Genomic DNA, 20,305 nt, shown 5'->3' on the forward strand with positions numbered 1-20,305 from the left:
TCATGAGCCAATCAAATTTAACACCAGCTCCTGCTCCATCAGCGTGGCAGCGTTTCAAAGAGTCAGATTTTCTGTATTACTTCAAACGCGACAAAGTGGCGATGGCGAGTTTTACCGTCTTTATGATGTTCTTAGTATTGGCATTGGCTGCACCGATTCTTGCGCCAACAGACCCGTACGATCTGACGTCTATCGACATCATGGATTCTGAGTTGCCACCTTCGTGGATGGAAGATGGCGATGAGCGCTTTGTGTTGGGTACTGACGAGCAAGGTCGCGATATTTTATCGACCATTCTTTACGGCTCTCGTCTGTCTCTAACCATCGGCTTCCTGGCTGTTGGCCTTCAGTTGGTACTGGGTATCATCATTGGTTTGTCGGCGGGTTATTTCGGTGGCCGTATCGATAGCTTCTTGATGCGTTTTGCAGACGTACAGTTGTCGTTCTCGACCATGATGGTCGCGATCATCGTGTCAGCTATCTTCAAAGCCAGCTTTGGCAGTGATTTTTACAGCCAATATGCGGTGGTCATGCTGGTGGTGATCATCGGTGTGGCAGAATGGCCGCAATACGCACGGACCATTCGCGCCTCGGTATTGGCAGAGAAGAAGAAAGAATACGTAGAAGCGGCACGAGTGATGGGCTTTAAAGCGCCACGCATCATGTTCCGTCACATCCTGCCGAACTGTCTATCACCAATCTTGGTTATCTCGACGGTACAGGTAGCGAATGCGATCATGTCGGAAGCGGCACTGTCATTCCTAGGTTTGGGTCTTCCTGTTGATCAGCCGTCACTAGGTGCGCTGATCAGCATCGGCTTTAACTACATCTTCTCAGGTGCGTGGTGGATTACTGCCTTCCCAGGCATCGTGTTGGTTACACTGGTTCTGGTTATCAACTTATTGGGTGACTGGTTACGAGATGTATTCAACCCGAAACTGTACAAAGGTTAAGAATTTTCCCGCCAAGCGTTGTAAATTCGCTTAATTCCTTCCTAAACTGAGAGCCGGATGCAAATTCCGGCTCTTTTTTTGCTAGTTATTCTTTGTTCACATTTTTTTGGCGCTTTGCCGCCATAATGACCTTACCCACTAATTTAGAGTGAAGTGTATGGAAATGAAGAAGGCACAACACCCATCTCGTATCTTCCAAGCAAGCCTAGCTTTCGGCTTGTTGCTGGTATGCGCCCAGTTTTCTAGCCCAGTATCGGCGGAGGAGTTCCTTTGCCAAGCCACTCAAGCCAGCGAGAAAGAATTACCGATGCTTGAGAAAACGTGCCCAATTGGTAACGGAGTATGGGGAAAGAAAGTGCCGCAGGGGGGCAACTACCTTTACTGGATTCAATGCGGATTGCTACCCAAGCCTATGTCTCTCGCGAAAGCTAAGCCTCTCTATAGTAAAATCACGACTGACGTATGGATGAAGCCTGAATCCAAAGGCTATCGCTGTTTGATTGGACCTTACAAGGCATTGTCTGATGCGAGGGATGACTTACGAGGAGTCAAAACCTTGTCGAACTACAAAGAGGCGTTCATCCGAGTGGTTGGGAAAGGGACGAAACAACCAGTAACACCACCTACACCTAAATCTACTGTATCGTCGAAATCAGCCGCATCTTCGGTTAAGCCAACACCGACGGTGACCCCGAAACCCGCGCCAGTTCCTGCTGTGCGAGCTGATACCGACGCCTTTAAAGCGCGGGCAGAGAAGCCAGATACCAAGGCAAAAAGTTCACGTGATAGCTCTTCGTCTACGCCTGTTGCTAAGACCAAAGCGAAGCCAATTGTCACTGGAAATGATGACATTGAAGTTCGGTTGAGAACTTCAGTACAGGGCAAAACGTACGTGGTCCCATATTTACTCGATCACCATAATCAGTTTTACATGGAACATGGTAAGCCGTGGAACCGCCTCAACTACGAAAACTCGCACAAAGTATGTCAGCAACTGGGTATGAACTTAGCTAACCCTGCAGAGTTTAAAGCGCTGAGGGCGTCTGGGGTGATGGAAAAAAATCAATGGCCACTGCAACTGCCGTATTGGGGCAAAGATAAGAAAGGTTTGTTCGCCGATCGTGAGCCCAATCAGCTCACCGGAACCTCATTATTGAACGTGGTGTGCGTGAAATAACGACTCAGATATTGCGGTCAAAATATAGAAGAAAGCCCCGAGTTCGGGGCTTTTTGCGGTCTCAAATATTATCGCTATTTGAGTGGCGTTTCTTTGTGACAGTTAGAGCAGATATACACTTCTTTGATGCCGACCAATCGTTCCCAAAATGTTCTGCGTCTTCTACGCAAATGCACGCTATCACAGCAAGGGTTAACGATGGTTGCTTTAGTCATCATCACCAGGCTCCAAAATCGGTAGTGAACTCGCGATGCTTGTCATGGCTTCTTTGCTGTTAGAGTACAGACCATATTCCGGTGCGGATTCATGACCGTTTTGTTCTTTACTCCAACGAATACCAATATAAAAGTCACCAAAATCGCGGTTGATGTAACGATGACGAGTTTTGTAATCTGACTCTGAGCCTGTTTCTTCTAGAATCAGCAGTTCACGGTCTTCATCATTCTGGATTTCCCAATTACCTGGAGTTTGGAATCCTGTTGGCATGAACGAAGTGTAGTTGTAAGTATCAGTGTCGTATTCGTACGCACCTGACGAGTATTTCAGGACTGTGTCGTCGCCTGTGCCATTACTTTCTACCATCAAGTCATGCTCTACCGTGCCTTGTTTGATGTGTTCTGCAACCGAAAGTGATTCTGCGAATGGGGTATTGCTTGAGTCCATCCAGAACAGCTCATCATCTGAGATTTTAACGATCATTTGAGTGCCGTTATGCTCGGTTTTGTGCTGGTACAACATTTCATACTCGTCGCCGTAGCTGTTGTATAGCTTGCCGTCTTTCAACTCAACGTCGTTACAGTCTTTATTGTTGTATTCTGTGTAACCAGTTTGTTGGTCCAGATCGGCAAGAATGGCGTAAGCATCGTGTTCCCATGTGTCTTTTAGGAAGTCACTGATGTTCGCTTTGTACTCTTGATTCATCTCATCGTGGTTTGAACCCCAGCAGAATAGTAGGCCTTCAGAATCTTGCATCAACATGGCGTAGCCAATTTCACCATCTTTCTGTGCAAAGCTACCCATTTTCCATTCTTGACCGTTGAAGTGCTCGTGAGTGAAGCCCAAAGTCGGTACTACTGGTGGTGGCGTGACGCCTTCGATAACCGTTGGCATGCTGAGCGCAATTTGTACCGCGGTATGGCCATCTGTTGCGCTAATCGCAAGTACTGCTCCAGCTTCACCTGCTTTTGTTGGTGTGCCTTTAATGGTGATAATTGCATTACCATCCTCAGATACTGTTAGACCTTCAATGTCTACATAGTCCGCTGAGTAGTCGGTAATTTGACCGTCTTTATCTTGGAACAAACCAGAAATATCGAGTGTTTGTTCAAACACTTCACCTTGTTGTAGGTACCAACCATCAACGATGGACTGCAGACGCGCTTGTTCTGTTTCTACAACCATTGGTGGTAAGTTTGCCGATTCGATTTCGAACTGAAATACGGTGCTTACCGTACCCAAAACCTTACCTGACGAATCAATGTCTTGCGCCGTTAGAACAATCTCAAAATCACCAGCTTTCTCTACGATTGCTGTTGGATGTAGAACAATCAGGTTGCCAGTTTGCACAACTTCAATGCCTGTGCCTGCAAAGTTGTGCGTCAGTTTGGTTGTCACAAGGTTTTGGTCTTTGTCTGCAAATAGACCTTCAATGTCTAGCTCTAAGCCATCAAAGTCCACGCCTTGTACGATTTTTGGTAGTTTTTCTAGCTTATCTTTAGCTGCCTTTTCGACGATTTTGTTTACGGTTAGCTTGTTATTAACTGCCGTTTCAGGTGCTAAGGTGTCGCTGTGTGGGGTCGCGTCAGTGATGATTGGACGTAGATTTGGGTCATTGATGTTTTCGCCAGATGTAACAAGACGTTCCACTTCTTGGTTTGCCGCTTGAGCAAACTCCGTGGCTTTTTTCTCGTAATTCGTTGGGTTTTGTGCTTTCGAGTCGGTCAGAATCTGAGCGGTTTTATGTAGTTCGGCGTTTTTTGTCGCACCTTCAACAAAATCACTGTACAGATCAATTGGTGCTTCTTCTGAGCCTCCTAGCGCTTGGTTTACTTTCGCTTTCGCGTCTTCTTCACTAATGGCTGGATCCTTTGCCATTTCAATCGCCACAAGATCCGTGATAGGTGAAATCACGTTTGATGATGTTGGTGCACGGAATACGATTTCGTGCGCCATAGCTTGGCCTGGATGATCCATATCTACCGTGTATTTGCCAGCGTACTCTTTCGCATCCAAGGCGATGAGCTGTTTCTGCTTTGAACCGTTTGGTGTGATGGTCTGTAGCGCTAGAGTGCTTTCTGGTTTTGCATCCAATTTCAGTTGACCTTTCTCATCGGTCAGACCAAGGAATGTTTCTTGAGTGTCCCATTGGCCGTTGTTGTTCGTATCTTCAAAAACAACGGCATGCTTGAAGTAGCCGTCAAAACCTGTGATCACAACGCCGTCGTTAGCACTGTTTGAACCACCATCTGAACCGCCACAGCCTGTAAGAGCGATAGCCACTGACGCTGCTAGTAAACTCACCTTATTCATTATTTATTTGTCCTTGTTTCGTTTCCGAATGAGAAAGTCGCTTTTTTTATTCTTTTTTTCTTTATATCTCACTAGTGAGATATAAGAGAGTGGTGTCTTTTTAATGACTATTGAGCTTAGGTTCAAGACACGAAAATCCGCACAAAACCCGTAAAATTTATTTCTATTTTTTGTCTATGATGGAAAATTTATAATTTGATCACGGTTCCAGTTTTATTTTGGAAATGATTGTTTTGTTAAAATAACCACCTGTAAAAAAGGTTTATTGGGTGTCGCTAAGGACAGGGGCGTGATAAATCATGTTGATCTTAAATTCCTCAACGCGATCAGCGAGCTCAGGTTTTGGACGTAAAATGTAGCTATACACCTCGCCATCAAGTAGCTCGTCGTAAGGGGAATAGTTAAGATCAAACGATAACGATTGTTGTCCAGTAGCGGGGGTGCTGATGAACTCGTGGCAATCAATTTGGTAAGTCGGATCGTCTGGGTTAGGGTCTGATATGATGTCGATTTGATAGTCTCCTTGACCAGCAATGACATGGCTGTGATACCAAATGGCGACATCGCTACAATACAGGTTAGGACCATAAGTGTGTAAATTGAAATCGGATTCGATGCTTTCACCATGAGGACCAATGACTTGAGTACCATAGTGATAAATATAATTGCCAACTTCAGCAACCAGATACCCCCCACTTGGGAGAGGTAGCAAATAATCAAAAAAGGAGATTTGATGCAGATATCGTCCTGTCGGTGCATTGATGCGCTTTTCCATGGACTGCTTGTTCTTTTGCATGGTATAGCTTTCGAATTGTTTACCATCAAACACGGTGGTGAAGTAGTTCCGAGTATCTTCATGAACCTGAGATGGGTATTCTTTTTTGATGGTCCAAATTTGGCGTACACCTTGGACATAAACGATCAACGAGTCATCACTGATTTTGTACTTGCCCACTTTTTTCAAGTCTCCCTTTTCAGGACACTGGCGTTTGTTGTGTGAGGCGGCATAACTTACTTCGCCCCCCTCAAACTGAAAGGCCTCGCAATACACCACTTCATACGCGTACGCGATACCGGCAAGATTTTGTGTCGTCTCTAGGCGATAAACTACATCGCCAACTAACGGATGTTCTGTGTCATTTTGATCGGGTGTGATAACGGGTAACTCAAAGCGCGTTGTGACCCATGCATGATCGCTATTACCGTGATAATCATCGCGCGCTGCTACCGCCAAATATGTGGTGGTTTTTATTTCCTCAGGCGCTCCTTGTACCATCATTTGTCCTTGGTTGAGGACTCTTAACCCATTGGCGTTTTCAAGCCAAATCTGAGTGGTGAGGAGATCGCCATCTGGGTCTTCAAAAAGCTGGTTAAGGTTGAGCGAATAACTCACCGGAGAGTTTTGTTTCAGCTCCCAAGCATAAATAATGGTTTGTAGCTGCTGTTCCACAGTGAGGTTGATGATGGGTTTATTATTCTCTGATGGGTCCTCTTGTGGTCGGCTGTTCTTATCACCCAATGCTGACTCGTAAAACGTGTTGTCTTCTGTGGTATGAAATGGATTCGTAACAGGGCCAGGTTGTCCTAAAAGGGCGGAGTTAAATGCGTCATCTCCCGTCTTTTTAGGAGTGCGATCCAACGCAGAACCTGTCAACGCTTGCTTTACTTCAACTAAAGATGTGCGCTCATATTGACGATGTGCTTGCTGGGTTGACTTGTCGGCGTTGTCTGACGAGTCTTTCACAGATGCCAAATTGTGTTTGTTTGAAATGAAGTAAATACCGAACAAACCGACGCATACTGCGCCGATTATCCAAAGCTTTTTGTTCATGATTACGTGTGCGCCATTCGTGATTGTAGCCAACTGCGAGAGAATTTGAGGTCTTTCTCTATCAGGCTTGCGCTGCACTCGAGTAGCTCACTGATTTCTTGGTTTTTCATGCCCATTAAATACTTGAGTTTGAGTGCGCTCGATTGGCGTGGATAGCGGCTACTGAAACTATCCAGAGCTTTATCCATGATAATCAATTGCTCGAAACGATCTTCTTCATCTCTCATCAATGTAATGTGTTGACGCTTTTGTGCTTGGTGCGAGCGTGCGTTGTCGATCAAGATTTGACGCATCACTTTGGCGGCCATCAAAAAGAAATCGCGCTTTGTTTCAATTTCACTCATGTCGCAGTTGGACATTTTCAGGTAAGCATCATGAATTAATGCCGTGGTGCTGTTGACGCTGTCTGCCAGTACTTTGTTGTCGGTGCCGTACTTTTCTGCATTTCGTTCACGCTCGTGCTGGGCGATCTTACGCAACTGTAAATAAGCAAACTGATAGAGCTCGCTCTCAGCTCGTTTATCACCAGATTGCCATTGTTGAATGATTTGTGTCAGTGCTACTGCTGTTGCCATGGTTATACATCCTCGCTCACTTTGACAAATTCAGAAATGGTGTGGGTTTCAATGCGATCGGAACCGTCTTGGTTGCGCAGAACATTTTGTTGATAGCGATATAAAATGCCTTGCTCCCAAGTTGCACCAGCTGGCAAGTATTCCCAGGTGGTGTAATTGATTTCAGATGGGGTTGTTGACCAACGTACCATGACGTTCATTTGCGCGAGTTCGGCTTTGGGGGCGCTATTGTTGACCCACCACATGTCGGCAAATTCGCGGGTAACATCTTGGGTGTACAGGCTTGTATCGGTTGGGCAGGTGTCCGTATTTTGCGGCAGTCGCATGACTTGTTGATGGCGCATCAATAGGCACGATTGTGTCATGGACTGTTGGTGGTATTCGGTTTGCTGCCACACACCGAGGTAGTCAATATCGTGTTCGCTAGTATTTGGATACGTAAACCAGAGCATTTCTGTGCGGTTATTGTGTTGGATGTTTTTTTTACGCCCGAGACCTTGTACTTTTTCCATCAATAACTCGGTGCTCGGATCAAAATTGAGGGCAACGGAGCGGTACTTCCAGTCACCTTCATCATCGAAGTCTTCGAGAGAGAAGCCATTCAAGTCGTTGCGGGTGCACCCTGTGATTGAACAACCAACGATATTAAACCAATCCGCAAACTTGCTTATCGGTTCGACGACATCTTCCGTGATAGGGCGCTTCATCGAGAGGAAGCAGCCTTGAAAATGGTCGCCAATGCTTGGGTGTTCAATCAATGAGTCTTTGGTGATAGTGAATCGAGTTTCACCAATAGGAGGACGATATTTGGGATGATGCTGATAGCGTAGATCGTAAGCACAAGCGCGGCCTTGCCAATCCTTCTTTTTGATGACGATGTTTTTGAACGTCATGTCGCGAGGTTCAAAAATGATCTCATCAGAGGAAAAGTTTTTTTCAATGTACTGCTGGCTTTCGTTTAGGTGCTCAATCGCCTCATTGACAGATACCCAATCGAGATTGAGGTAGCGTTTAGCGTCATCCAGGTAATTGAGATCAAGGCCTTTGAGCTGGCTTTGAAAGTGAGGATCAGAAAGCACACGGTTTGCTAGGACAATTTCCTCACGATTCTCAGGCGTGCTGTCGAGAGAAAGCAGCAGACGCGTCATATTGATGCTGCGGCTAGGTTTGGTTGTCGCCATCGTCGGCGTCAGCACTTCTTGGCTTGATAAGGTCGTCAGCAGATAACCTTTATCATCGTTACCAAGGAAGAAGCTAATTACATCACCGGGTTGGTAATGAAATGCACCTTGCTGAGTGACGCCAGTGATATTGGAACTGGTTTTGTAATACAGGCCAGTCACTGGGGCGTCGATAAAGTAGCCTTGCTTCAAGGTTGAAGCTGGTGGGTGTGAAGTGGCAACTGAAACGTCTGCTGCCAACGTGGACGTAGCCGTCAATGCAGACAGCCAAAATACCACTGAACGTGTATACATCTTGTTTTAAGCCTTATTGGTTGGTGCTGTCCTTAGACGCACAATTTGGCTGACAACTCATTGGTGTAGTTAGGTGCTTCTCTGGCACCGGTGTCATCATCGCCAACAACATTTTTTGTTTTATATGTTTGGGGATATCTGGGTTAGAGAGTATCCGCCTTCGTGTTAACTCCATCATGGAGTTCACTGAGAGATGTTCGACATTTTGCCCCTTCGCGTGGAAGATGAGGCGAGTCATTTCGTACATCATATCTTCTGCAATCTTCTTCTCTTGTTGCAGCTGGATATTCTTTTGCATCATGGCGCTGCCAAATAACACACCAGAGAGCACAATGATGCCTGACAATACCGAAGCAAGGGGACGTCGCTGTACCAAGCGAAAGGCGCTATACAATGGCCAGTTTTTTTTCTGCTCGATTGGGCGGCGTTCGATAATTCGTTCGATATCAATGCGCAATGCTCTAGCATCGGTATATCGCATTTGAGTGGCAGGACGCGTTGCGCGTCTTATCACCCAGTAAACATCAGACCAAATTGTTGGTGATGGAAACATCAAAGCGAGAATTTTGCCCAAGGAGTACACGTCGCTTTGCTCTGTTAGAACCTGTCCTGCTTGCTGCTCTGGGCTGGCAAAATTTTGGCTAAAAGCAATCAGCGCTGAGGGTGAGTCTTCTCGGTTGGAGTGCGCTTTTTGAGTCAAGTTGAAGTCAAGCAGCTTGGGACGCTTGCTACGATCAATCAGTATATTTTCTGGTTTTAGATCGGCATGCAAAACCTGGTGTTGGTGGGCGTGCTCCATCGCCTGACAGATCTGCTTAAACAGCAGCAGCTTCTCCGTTTTTTCTAGCTTATTTTCAGATAGGTACTCATCTAAAGTTTGACCAAACACCCGCTCCATCACGATGTAAACCGAATCTTGATGGAGACCGCCGTCAAACACTTTCGCGATGTAAGGATGGTTTAGACGCGCGAGAAGTTGAGCTTCATCGAAGAGTGCGCGTTGCCCTAACACATTACTCAAATTGCTTTGAATAAACTTGATAGCCAGATCTTGCTCGAACGTTTCATCTGCACGTAGAGCTGCGTATACGACACCCATGCCACCACGCCCCAACTCATGAGTTAGGCGGTACTTACTGATGATTTCTCCGCTTAGATCGACGTCTTGGTTCGTTGCCTGATGAGCACCAAAATAAAGTAACTGCTTTAGTTGTTCTTCCGGTGTCTCGTTGGCTAAAAGAGGAACGAGTTGTCGATACAGCTCAGGTTGACTTCGTTGCAATGCTTGGAGGTATTGCTGCTTTTGGGAGTCGTCCAGATCAAGCAGGTGGTAGTAAATCTGGGTTTCGCTAGAGCCTAACTGCACTGTGACTAATGTCTTATTCTTTTAGGTACGGCATTTTATAAGAACTTTGATATAAATGTCATTTATTTATTCGGTTTTGATTCACAATCCATGAAACGCAATTTGATGGCTAATGGAGTAATAACGTCATGATTTTGCGAATTATTTTCACTGAGCTTGTCGGCAGAGAGTCTATTCGTCATAATGTTACTTGTAACATTACTGATAAATCACATATTTATGGCTCAACAGAATAAGAAAACGCGTACGACATTGCAGGATGTCGCAGACCAGGTTGGCGTCACGAAGATGACCGTTTCACGCTATATGCGTAACCCTGAGTCGGTGGCAGAAAAGACTCGGGCTAAGATTGCGACTGCGATTGAAGAGATGGGTTACATCGAAAACCGTGCACCGGCGATGTTGTCAAAGTCCTCCAGTAAAGCCATTGGTATTTTACTGCCGTCTTTGTCCAACCAAATTTTTGCTTCCTTTGTTCAGGGCATAGAGATGGTGACCAAAGCCAATGGCTATGAGACGCTTTTAGCGCATTTTAGCTACGATGAGCTTGAAGAAGAGCGCAAGATCGCGTCATTACTCTCTTATCAAGTCGATGGACTTATTCTAACTGAAAGCCATCACACGCCGCGTACATTACAGATGATCAAAAATGCGGGCATTCCGGTGGTCGAAACCATGGAACTGCCATCGGAGCCGATTGATATGGCGGTTGGACTCGATCATGAAGATGCGTCGTACACCGTGGTTAAGCAGATGCTAGATACGGGGAAGCGTACAATCGTCTATTTTGGCGCGCGTCTGGATACGCGAACCAAATTGCGGATGCAAGGTTACGATCGCGCGATGACAGAAGCAGGGCTAGAACCCAAACATGTATTAACTGGTGATCATTCTAGTTTTTCTTTAGCGCATGATTTGCTCGAACGCGCACTGGAAATGCACCCAACGCTCGATGGGGTGTTCTGTACCAACGATGACATCGCAATTGGCACCATGCTGAGTGCGCAGCAACGTGGCATTCAAGTTCCACAGCAATTGGCAGTGGCGGGCTATAACGCGCTGGATATCGGTCAAACCATCAGCCCGAAACTGACCAGCGTTGATACGCCGCGTTTCCAAATTGGTGTAAAGAGCGCAGAGCTATTAATTGCGCGCCTGAAAGGCGAAACACAAGAAGAAAAAGTCTTCGATATGGGTTATCAGATCACGTCGGGAGAGAGTGTTTAACTAATTGTTAACTGCTCTTTGTATTCGCTCATCAATGGTATTGGTAGGTTAGGGTATGGCACATCAGCTGGATGCATTGGATCTCAACTTAATGCGTTTATTAAAAGCTGTGGTGGAAAACCGCAGCATCAAGCTGGCCGCAATGCAGCTTGGCATTTCTCAACCGAGCGCCAGCCGCGGCGTGATGAAGTTGAAGCAAGTGTTTGATGACCCGCTTTTTGTGCGTAAAGCACATGGGGTAGAGCCATCACCCATGGCGATTCGTCTCGCCGCCGAGTTCGACAATATGGTTGCACCACTGGAAAAAGTGGTGCAAGAATTTGAAGTGTTCGACCCACTGCAATACCAAGGGCAGATTGCGATTGTAACTGACCCTTATTTGATGGATGAGCAAGGGCAGCGACTGCTCACTGGTTGTCATCGAGCCTTTCCCAAAGCGCACTTTGCCTTTTCCAGCTGGAATACTTACTCGCACGATGAAATGTTAGAAGGTGAGCACGATTACTGCATTCTTGACCAAGAGACCGAGCTGTCGAAAGACATTTACATGCGCCCGTTATTCGTTGAAAAACGAGTGATTTTGGCGCGCAAAAACCACCCAACGTTGTCGAAAGTCAGCAATGATTGGGACACGGTGTCCAAACTACCACTCGTCTCTTTGCCTGCGCCTGCGTCATATAAACCGCTTTGTACCGTGGAGTCCGAGTATCGACGCATGGGTTATGAGCCAGTAGTGTTACTGAAGTCCTATAATTTGCGTTTGGCTTGCCAAATGTTGCAAGAAACCGACGCGATTATGTATGCCAGTCAAAGCTCGGCATTGTTGATGCCAGAACTCGCCTCTTACGCAATGCCACCCGTTAATCGTGAGTTTAGCCAGTTTGTTGTCTCTGGCGGTTTCCTTCAAACCAACCGCAACCATCCTTTGCACAGACACCTGCATAAAGTGGTGCGACAAACCCTCAATACGCCGCTGATTTTTACGCAATGACGTCACCTTATGGCATCGGCTGAATGAGAGAGTAGATGCTTTAACCTTATCAATATTGTGTGATTACATAGACAACTTACTTCTTAAGATATTCAAAAATGAATATCTCAATTACCTGTCTCTTTTTCCTACCCAGCGCTAACCTTATCTCAAATAGTCAGGAGAAGTGGCTCATTTTTATCTTTTTAACTTTTTGAATGTCGATACAGGTACGCGGCATTCACCATTCTCCGTTATGCATTTTTTTAATTTCTGATGGAGGATTAATCATGCTAGTTGCACGTCTATTTTTATTGCTCGCCATCGTTGCCGAAGTGGCTGGCACCAGCACTATGTCTCTTATCGGACAAGGGCACGGGTGGTGGGGCTACATCGTAATGTATGTGCTGATCGCAATCTCTTACTACTTTCTCGCGTTTGCCGCGAAGAAAATATCGATAGGTGTGGCATACGCTGTTTGGGAAGGGTTAGGTATCTCGTTGATCACCGTGGTGTCGATCATCGCCTTTGATGCACACTTAAACCATCAAGAGTTGTTTGGTTTGATGTTAGCCGTTGTTGGCATTGTGTGTGTGACCTTAGGGGAATCACATGGTCAACCTAACGCCAAGAAAAATGCCGATAAACCGGCAAAAGAACGTTCATTTTCTACTAGTACGAGGTGCGAATCATGAGTCAATTTTTTACGATGTCATTTGGATTTGTCGTGATGGCTGCCTTGGTCGATATCATGGCCAATATGGCGCTGACACGCTCAAAAGGTTTTAAATATAAAGGCTGGGGCATTGCGGCGATTGTGTTGGTACTGACAGCATTCACGCTGTTGGCACAAGCGGTGAAAGAGATCGACTTAGCCATTGCTTATGCCTCTTGGGGTGCGATCGGTATCTTGGGTACCGCAGTGGGTGGAGCCTTGCTGTTTAAGCAGAAACTCAAACCAATCGGCTGGTTTGGTATCTTTGTGGTGATTGCTGCCGTCGTAGTGATGAAGACCGCTTGATGTAATTTACTGAATGCTAGATATCGTCATTCTGAGCAGCAAGAGACGAGCGTGATTCAGAATCTACCAACAAAAAGTGCAGTGGCAGAGGAGTTTTCTCTAGCTTCACAACACGTTGATAGTAGATTCCTGATCTCGCCTAGGCTCGTCGGAATGACGGATTTATTTTTTTAGAAAGAGCAGTGACCAATCCTAAAGCTCGTCATTCTGAACAGCGAGGGACGAGCGTGATTCAGAATCTACCAACAAAAAGTGCTGTGGTAGAGGGGGTTTCTCTGGCTTCACAGCACGTTGATATTAAATTCCTGATCTCGCCTAGGCTCGTCGGAACGACGGATTCATTTTTTAGAAAGAGCAGTGGCCAATCCCAAAGCTCGTCATTCTGAACAGCGAGGGACGAGTGTGATTCAGAATCTACCAACAAAAAGTGCAGTGGTAGAGGAGTTTTCTCTGGCTTCACAGCACGTTGATAGTAGATTCCTGATCTCGTCTAGGCTCGTCGAACTGACGGATTCATTTTTTAGAAAGAGCAGTGGCCAATCCCAAAGCTCGTCATTCTGGACAGCGAGGGACGAGCGTGATTCAGAATCTACCAACAAAAAGTGCTGTGGTAGAGGGGGTTTCTCTGGCTTCACAGCACGTTGATATTAAATTCCTGATCTTGCTTGGGCTCGTCGGAACGACGAGGTCTTTCTTCTCGCCTTAAACAATAAAGCTTGCGCCTTCTTCTGCACTCGATACGTTTTGGCGGATCACGCTAAACAAGCCTCGTCCCCAAGTTTGTTGGGTCGATTCGGTATCGAAATGAATCAACTCGCGACCAGTGGTGTCGCTTAAGTTGTTCAGTTCGCCCGTTTGACAATCAAGGCGAATCAAATCACCGTTGCGCACTAAACCAATCGCGCCACCACGAATGGCTTCTGGAGAAACATGAATCGCAGACGGAATTTTACCTGACGCGCCAGATAAACGACCGTCAGTCACTAGCGCCACTTTAAAGCCCGCTTTTTGCACGTTACCTAAAATTGGCATCAGCTTGTGCAGTTCAGGCATGCCGTTTGCCGCTGGGCCGTTGTGTGTGACCACAACGATGCAATCTTTGTTCAGCTCGCCACGTTTGTACGCGGCTTCCACTTCGTGTTGGCATTGGAATACGATCGCAGGTGCCACTATTACGCGTTGCTCTTCTTTTACCGCAGACACTTTCACCACGGCTTTGCCCAGGTTGCCAGTCAGTACGCGAGTGCCGCCAGTGTTTTGGAAAGTGGCGTCTGGTTTGGCGATCACGTCACCGTCTTGGCTGCCTTGGCACGATGTCCAGGTCAGTTGGCCATCGACAAGGCTCGGCAGCGTCATTTGGTCTTCAAATTCACCAAACACGGGTTTCACATCGCGATGCAAAAGCTCGGATTGGTTCAAGCGGTGCAATAACGCGGGCACGCCCCCCGCGTCTTGGAACGCGTTCATATCGGCTGGGCCGTTCGGGTAAACGCGCGCTAATAAAGGAACCACATCCGACAGATCGCTGATGTCTTGCCAGGTGAGCAAGATGCCAGCAGCACGCGCCACGGCGATCATATGAATGGTGTGATTGGTGCTGCCGCCAGATGCAAGTAGAGCGATGATGCCGTTGACCAAGCTCTTTTCTGTGACCACCTCGGCCAGCGGACGGAAGTGTGCAGAACCCGCCGTCATTGAGGCGATTTTCAGAGCCGCGTGATCGGTTAACGCTTTACGCAGTTGGGTATGGGGATGAATGAATGCCGAACCTGGCAGCATCAAGCCCATGGCTTCGAACACCAACTGGTTGGTGTTGGCGGTGCCGTAAAACGTACACGTCCCCGCAGAGTGGTAAGCGCGACACTCCATATCCAGCAGAGCGTCTTTGCCGACTTCTCCCGCTGCGTATTTTTGGCGCACGTCGACTTTCTCTTCGTTGCTGATGCCTGTTGCCATCAGACCCGCAGGCACAAACGCCGTTGGTAAGTGTGCGTAAGACAGCGCGCCCATCAGTTGCCCCGGTGCGATTTTGTCACATATGCCAAGCAGTAATGTGGCATCAAAGACATTGTGACTCAAAGACAACGCCGTTGATTGCGCAATTAAGTCACGTGAAAACAGCGACATATCCATGCCTGCTTGACCTTGAGTCACCCCATCGCACATCGCTGGCACACAACCTGCGACTTGCGCCGTATGGCCGTAGTCCGCCAGCACTTGTTTGATTTGCACTGGGTAATCTTGGTACGGCTGGTGGGCGCTCAACATGTCGTTGTAGGCGCTGATCAGCGCGACATTGGCATGAGTAAAATCGAGAATATTTTTCTTTTCAGAAGAGCAAGAAGCGGCGACTGCATGGGCTAAGTTACCACAAGATAAACCAACGCGGCCTTTGCCCGCTTCGGCTTGCACTTCGGTGCGAGTAAGAAAGGCAGCGCGCGCTTCACGGCTGCGCTCGGTCAAACGTTGTGTGACCTCAAGAACAACAGAGTGAGTCATTACGCCACCTCGATCGCTTGCATTTTGATTAGCTCAGCGGCAGAGCGTTCCACCACGTCGCTGATGTCTCCGTCGATACTGACGATCAGAGTTTGAGGCTCGTTGTCTGGGCGCTCTAGCGTCTCGAATTGGCTCTTCACCATGTTTTCTTTCATGAAGTGGCCTTTGCGCATACGCATGCGATTAAGGATCAACTCCCTATCGCCATCAAGGAACAGGAAGGTCACGTTGTTGTTGCCTTCGCGGATCTGATCGCGGTAAATCTTTTTCAGTGCTGAACAGACAATGATGCCGTGTTCGTTTTTGCTTTCTAGGCTGTACGCCGCATCACGAATGCGTTCTAGCCATGGCTTGCGATCATCATCGTTCAGAGGCTGGCCCGATGCCATTTTCTGAATGTTCGCTCGTGGATGAAGATCATCACCATCAATGAATTTACGCCCTAGCTTTTTCGCTAGATGCTCACCAATTGTGCTTTTACCACTAGCACAAACGCCCATAACGATGACACTACTACCAGCCATAACTTATCCTCATAACCAAATTTGCGCGTGATCTCAATTTTTGAATTCACTTTAAAATATGGGTTTATCTTATTCATGTTATCGGTAACATGTTACCGGTAACTGAAATAAATGTGAACCATAACACAAACAATAATTCTTAAAGGTGAACCTATGGAGCAATTAACCCAAGCCCCAGATCCTACGTTCCTACTGACGATTGCAGGCCTTGCCATTGCAGCGTTACTCGTTCTGATCATTAAACTGAAAGTCCATGCTTTTGCTTCCCTTACTATGGTGAGTTTAGGTACGGCAATCGCCACTGGCGTTCCTTCTGAGAAAGTCGTATCGACCATGATGGGCGGCTTCGGCGGCACACTGGCTTCCGTGGCATTGCTGGTTGGTCTTGGTGCGATGATCGGTAAAATTCTTGAAGTGACTGGCGGTGCGAAAGTGCTGGCAGACACTTTGATTGGTCGCTTTGGTAAAGAGCGCGCACCATTTGCTTTGGGCGTCGCTTCATTACTGTTTGGCTTCCCAATCTTCTTCGATGCTGGCCTTGTAGTGATGATGCCAATCATCCTAAGTGTGGCGGCTCGTTTTGGTGGCTCACCAATTAAATACGCGTTGCCAGCAGCCGGTGCTTTTGCGGTTATGCACGCGTTTGTTCCACCACATCCAGGTCCGGTTGCAGCGGCAGAATTCCTTGGCGCAAACATCGGTCTGTTATTGGTGGTGGGTATTCTGGTGGCTATTCCAACTTGGTACCTTGGCGCTTACCTATTTGGTTTGTACGCGGGCAAAAAATTCGATATCCCACTATCTAAAGCCTTCTTTAATGGCGAAGCGATGGTGGATGAGCGCAACGCACCAAAATTTGGCACGGTTATGACCATCCTTGTGCTGCCAGTACTGCTAATCTGTTTGGATACGGTATTGAACACACTGGCGGTTGCGGGTGTGATTGATGGTAAAACGGCACTGGTTGAGTTCCTACGTATGCTAGGTAAAACCCCAGTTGCGTTGCTGATCACTTTGATTGTCTGTCTGGCTGTGTTTGCCAAAGACTACGGCATGGCAAAACTAGAAAAATTATGTGGTGAGTCATTGGCTCCTATCTGTGGTGTTATCCTAGTAACGGGTGCAGGTGGCATGTTTGGCGGCGTACTGCGCTCAAGCGGTATTGGTGATGCACTGGCTGACGTTCTTACAGACACAGGTATGCCTGTGATTGTGGCGGCGTTTGTGATTTCAACTTGTCTGCGTGTTGCTCAAGGCTCGGCAACCGTAGCGCTAACCACTACGGCGGCTCTTATCGCTCCAGTTGTGGCAGCATCAACAGGTTTGAGTGAACTCGACCTTTGCTTTATCGTAATCGCGATTGCGGGTGGTGCAACGGTACTGTCTCACTTCAATGACTCTGGTTTCTGGTTGGTATCTCGTCTGCTTGAGATGGATGAGAAAACCACATTAAAAACTTGGACGGTAATGGAAACGTTACTTGGCAGTATCGCGTTTATTATCGTCGCAACATTAAGCTTTATTCTTTAGAGGTTCCCCATGACAACACTTGAACAACGATTAAGAGAAATCAAAATCGTCCCAGTTATCGCAATCAACGACGTAGCACACGCTCTGCCACTGGCAAAAGTGTTGGTAGAAAACGGTTTACCATGTGCGGAAGTGACATTCCGCACCGAAGCTGCGGCGGAGTCGATTCGCATCATGCGTGAAGCGTACCCAGAATTGTTGATTGGCGCGGGCACCGTTCTGACCACAGAACAAGTGGACATCGCGATCGAAGCGGGCGTGGACTTTATCGTTAGCCCAGGCTTCAACCCAACCACAGTGAAATACTGTCAGCAACGTGGTGTGACTATCGTACCGGGTGTAAACAACCCAAGCTTGGTTGAGCAAGCGATGGAAATGGGTCTGCGTACGTTGAAGTTCTTCCCTGCTGAGCCATCAGGCGGCGTAAGCATGCTGAAAGCACTCACGGCGGTTTACCCAGTTGAATTCATGCCAACAGGTGGCGTAAGCCCATCCAACGTGGAAGATTACCTAGCGCTGAAATCGGTTGTAGCTTGTGGCGGTACGTGGATGGTGCCAACCGCAATGATGGACAACGGCGATTGGGAAGGCATTGCTGAATTGGTTCGCGCAGTTAAGTAAAACGCACAAACGGCTCCGAAATGCCCCCGAACGTTGGGAAACGTGATACGAAAAAGGGTCATCAAGTAACTTGATGACCCTTTTTCTTTTTGGGATGAAACGGCTTTAGAAGTGATGCTTCATAAAGCGCTTAATAAAGCGAATGAAATCGGCTTCGGCTAGCTTCGCGCACTTCAATGTTTGGGCGTGAGACAATTCTACATCTCCCAAGCCTTCTGCCATGTTGGTGATCGCACATACTGCCAATACGGGTAAGCCGCAATGCGCCGCAGAAATCACTTCTGGCACGACCGACATGCCCACGACATCACCACCGATGATTTGCATCATGCGGATTTCGGCTGCGGTCTCAAAGTTGGGGCCTGTGTAAGAGACAAACACACCTTCATTCAGGTGAATACCATTGGCTTTGCCGACTTCAAACGCTTCTGCACGTAGGTCTTTGTCGTACGCATTGGCGAGGCTGAAGAACCTCGGGCCGTACTCTTCATCATTCGGACCGATCATTGGCGATTCAGGCATGGTATTGATGTGGTCATGAAATACCACCAGAGAACCGACGTCGATGCGTTCAGGGCGAAGTGAGCCTGCCGCGTTGGTGACGAGCAGAAACTCACAGCCCAGCTTTTTAAAGGTGCGTACGGGCGTGGTCATGACCTTCATTGAGCCGTGTTCGTAGTAGTGACCGCGACCTTTCATGCACACTACGTCTACGCCGCCCATGGTACCAAGCACCAACTCACCAGAGTGGCCTTGCACGGTACTAACCGGAAAGCCTTCGAGCTCTTCGTATGGAATGACCACTTTGTCTTGTAGTTCGTCTGCCAATACGCCTAAGCCAGAGCCTAAAATAAACGCCGCTTTAGGTTGGAAGTTTGGTTTGCGTTCGCGAATGGTTTGTAGCGCGCCGATTACTGGATCGTGATTCATGTTAGTCACCTTCTGGTTGTGTGTTGATTCCATTGTGTGACTTTCTGCGCTGGTTATCTTTGCTTTATTCGCTACTATCATCCTTAAAAAGAGGATGATGAAATTCGCTAGGACTCAATGCATGAAGTCAGAACCATTTGAGCGCGTGACGCTGAAGATGCTGCGTTACTTTTACGAGGTCGCACAAACCAAGCATTTCACTAAGGCGGCTGAGAATCTCAATATCACCAATTCGCCGTTGAGCAATCGCATCAAAGAGTTGGAAGAGGTGCTTAACGTCAAACTGTTTGAGCGCGATTCAAGAAATGTCATGCTGACGGAGGCCGGGCGATTGTTGGAGTCCAAATGCCAACTGATTTTTCAGACCTTGGATGTCTCGCTCAATCAAGTGCAGCAAGTGGGGTTGAACCAGAGAAATATCCTGCGAGTTGGTGTGGTAAGTAGCGCATTTTGGGGCGGATTTGATCGTCTGTTACAGCGCTTCCATGCTGAGCATGACACTTATCACGCCGACATTTTTGACCTTAACCCAGAGACGCAAAAGAAGCATCTGAGCGAGAAGAAAATCGATGTGGGCATTGTGCGTTTTGCTGATGCACTCAACATTTATCCGTATCAGTCGGTATCTTTGGGCAAAGATGTGTTTGTGGTGGCGGTGTCGGAGCAACATGAGTTAGCCAGCAAATCTTTGCTGCGGCTCCAAGATTTAAAGACGTGTGAGTTTGCGTTTATGAGTTTGGCGAATTCTGCCTCGGCAAACTTCATCATCAATGCCTGTCTGCAAGAAGGCTTTTCACCCCATATTGGCAAACAAGTGGTGGAGCCAAGCACCTTGATGGCATATGTAGCAAACAGCAATACCGTGACGTTGGTTCCGTCGACGTTTTCTCAGCATCATTGGCATGGGATTCGTTTTATCAAGCTGAAAGAGTCACTGCGTGCAGACTTGTGTCTGATTCATGATGGTAAGCAAGAGAGTGCTATTAAAGCCGAGTTTATTCGCACATTATTAGAGAATGCGAGTTAAGCATGGGATAACAAAAAAAGGTCATCCTAAGATGACCTTTTCAAATGATT

Annotated in this window: 17 protein-coding genes; 9 read left to right on the top strand and 8 right to left on the bottom strand. The window is 47.3% G+C overall.

What is annotated here, in order from left to right; genetic code table 11:
• Window positions 1-2 precede the first annotated feature (2 nt).
• Window positions 3-953, top strand: a complete 951-nt coding sequence (locus tag R8N28_RS06995; protein ID WP_033907403.1) for an ABC transporter permease — start codon at window positions 3-5, stop codon at window positions 951-953.
• A 157-nt stretch (window positions 954-1,110) separates the two neighbouring features.
• Complete coding sequence (locus tag R8N28_RS07000; protein WP_213908236.1) at window positions 1,111-2,130, top strand: SPOR domain-containing protein; 1,020 nt, start codon at window positions 1,111-1,113, stop codon at window positions 2,128-2,130.
• A 207-nt stretch (window positions 2,131-2,337) separates the two neighbouring features.
• Here the strand turns inward: R8N28_RS07000 and R8N28_RS07005 are convergent, their stop codons facing one another.
• The 5 genes from R8N28_RS07005 to R8N28_RS07025 form a co-directional block, all read right to left on the bottom strand.
• Entirely contained in the window at window positions 2,338-4,659 is a 2,322-nt protein-coding gene (locus tag R8N28_RS07005; protein WP_262635406.1) for an acid phosphatase, read from the bottom strand.
• Between the two features lie 262 nt (window positions 4,660-4,921).
• Entirely contained in the window at window positions 4,922-6,490 is a 1,569-nt protein-coding gene (locus R8N28_RS07010) for a hypothetical protein (RefSeq protein WP_042523865.1), read from the bottom strand.
• 2 nt (window positions 6,491-6,492) lie between these two features.
• The gene (locus R8N28_RS07015; RefSeq protein WP_005379118.1) at window positions 6,493-7,065 is read right to left on the bottom strand and encodes a sigma-70 family RNA polymerase sigma factor; all 573 of its coding nucleotides are present in this window, start codon (window positions 7,063-7,065) and stop codon (window positions 6,493-6,495) included.
• A 2-nt stretch (window positions 7,066-7,067) separates the two neighbouring features.
• On the bottom strand, window positions 7,068-8,540 hold the full coding sequence (locus R8N28_RS07020; protein ID WP_042523863.1) for a hypothetical protein: 1,473 nt from the start codon (window positions 8,538-8,540) through the stop codon (window positions 7,068-7,070).
• A 13-nt stretch (window positions 8,541-8,553) separates the two neighbouring features.
• Complete coding sequence (locus R8N28_RS07025) at window positions 8,554-9,906, bottom strand: serine/threonine-protein kinase (protein WP_005379122.1); 1,353 nt, start codon at window positions 9,904-9,906, stop codon at window positions 8,554-8,556.
• A 219-nt stretch (window positions 9,907-10,125) separates the two neighbouring features.
• On the opposite strand from R8N28_RS07025, the gene R8N28_RS07030 reads away from it, so the two are divergent.
• The 4 genes from R8N28_RS07030 to R8N28_RS07045 all read left to right on the top strand — a co-directional run bounded on the left by R8N28_RS07030 (window position 10,126) and on the right by R8N28_RS07045 (window position 13,124).
• Window positions 10,126-11,133 (top strand): substrate-binding domain-containing protein, encoded by a 1,008-nt coding sequence (locus R8N28_RS07030; protein WP_005379123.1) that lies wholly within the window; start codon window positions 10,126-10,128, stop codon window positions 11,131-11,133.
• A 55-nt stretch (window positions 11,134-11,188) separates the two neighbouring features.
• Window positions 11,189-12,124 carry a LysR family transcriptional regulator gene (locus R8N28_RS07035; protein WP_005379132.1) on the top strand — a complete coding sequence of 312 codons (936 nt, stop codon included), beginning with the start codon at window positions 11,189-11,191 and terminating at the stop codon, window positions 12,122-12,124.
• A gap of 269 nt (window positions 12,125-12,393) precedes the next feature.
• Window positions 12,394-12,798, top strand: coding sequence for an SMR family transporter (locus R8N28_RS07040; RefSeq protein ID WP_005384225.1), 405 nt, complete (start codon window positions 12,394-12,396; stop codon window positions 12,796-12,798).
• Complete coding sequence (locus R8N28_RS07045; protein WP_005478614.1) at window positions 12,795-13,124, top strand: SMR family transporter; 330 nt, start codon at window positions 12,795-12,797, stop codon at window positions 13,122-13,124. The genes R8N28_RS07040 and R8N28_RS07045 overlap by 4 nt, the downstream gene beginning before the upstream one ends.
• Window positions 13,125-13,826: 702 nt before the next feature.
• On the opposite strand, the gene edd is transcribed toward R8N28_RS07045, so the two are convergent.
• Together edd and R8N28_RS07055 are read right to left on the bottom strand one after the other, a co-directional pair.
• On the bottom strand, window positions 13,827-15,623 hold the full coding sequence (edd, locus tag R8N28_RS07050; RefSeq protein ID WP_169644353.1) for a phosphogluconate dehydratase: 1,797 nt from the start codon (window positions 15,621-15,623) through the stop codon (window positions 13,827-13,829).
• Window positions 15,623-16,147, bottom strand: a complete 525-nt coding sequence (locus R8N28_RS07055) for a gluconokinase (protein WP_005379140.1) — start codon at window positions 16,145-16,147, stop codon at window positions 15,623-15,625. The genes edd and R8N28_RS07055 overlap by 1 nt, the downstream gene beginning before the upstream one ends.
• A 153-nt stretch (window positions 16,148-16,300) precedes the next feature.
• Between R8N28_RS07055 and R8N28_RS07060 the strand changes: the two genes are divergently transcribed.
• Both R8N28_RS07060 and R8N28_RS07065 read left to right on the top strand, forming a co-directional pair.
• The gene (locus R8N28_RS07060) at window positions 16,301-17,677 is read left to right on the top strand and encodes a GntP family permease (RefSeq protein WP_182016010.1); all 1,377 of its coding nucleotides are present in this window, start codon (window positions 16,301-16,303) and stop codon (window positions 17,675-17,677) included.
• A 9-nt stretch (window positions 17,678-17,686) separates the two neighbouring features.
• The gene (locus R8N28_RS07065; RefSeq protein ID WP_005379148.1) at window positions 17,687-18,298 is read left to right on the top strand and encodes a bifunctional 4-hydroxy-2-oxoglutarate aldolase/2-dehydro-3-deoxy-phosphogluconate aldolase; all 612 of its coding nucleotides are present in this window, start codon (window positions 17,687-17,689) and stop codon (window positions 18,296-18,298) included.
• Window positions 18,299-18,403: 105 nt separating this feature from the next.
• On the opposite strand, the gene xapA is transcribed toward R8N28_RS07065, so the two are convergent.
• The gene (xapA, locus tag R8N28_RS07070) at window positions 18,404-19,228 is read right to left on the bottom strand and encodes a xanthosine phosphorylase (RefSeq protein ID WP_005379149.1); all 825 of its coding nucleotides are present in this window, start codon (window positions 19,226-19,228) and stop codon (window positions 18,404-18,406) included.
• A 121-nt stretch (window positions 19,229-19,349) separates the two neighbouring features.
• On the opposite strand from xapA, the gene R8N28_RS07075 reads away from it, so the two are divergent.
• Window positions 19,350-20,255, top strand: a complete 906-nt coding sequence (locus R8N28_RS07075) for a LysR family transcriptional regulator (RefSeq protein ID WP_005379156.1) — start codon at window positions 19,350-19,352, stop codon at window positions 20,253-20,255.
• Window positions 20,256-20,305: the final 50 nt, after the last annotated feature.

It is taken from the genome of Vibrio sp. Vb1554, assembly GCF_033344235.1.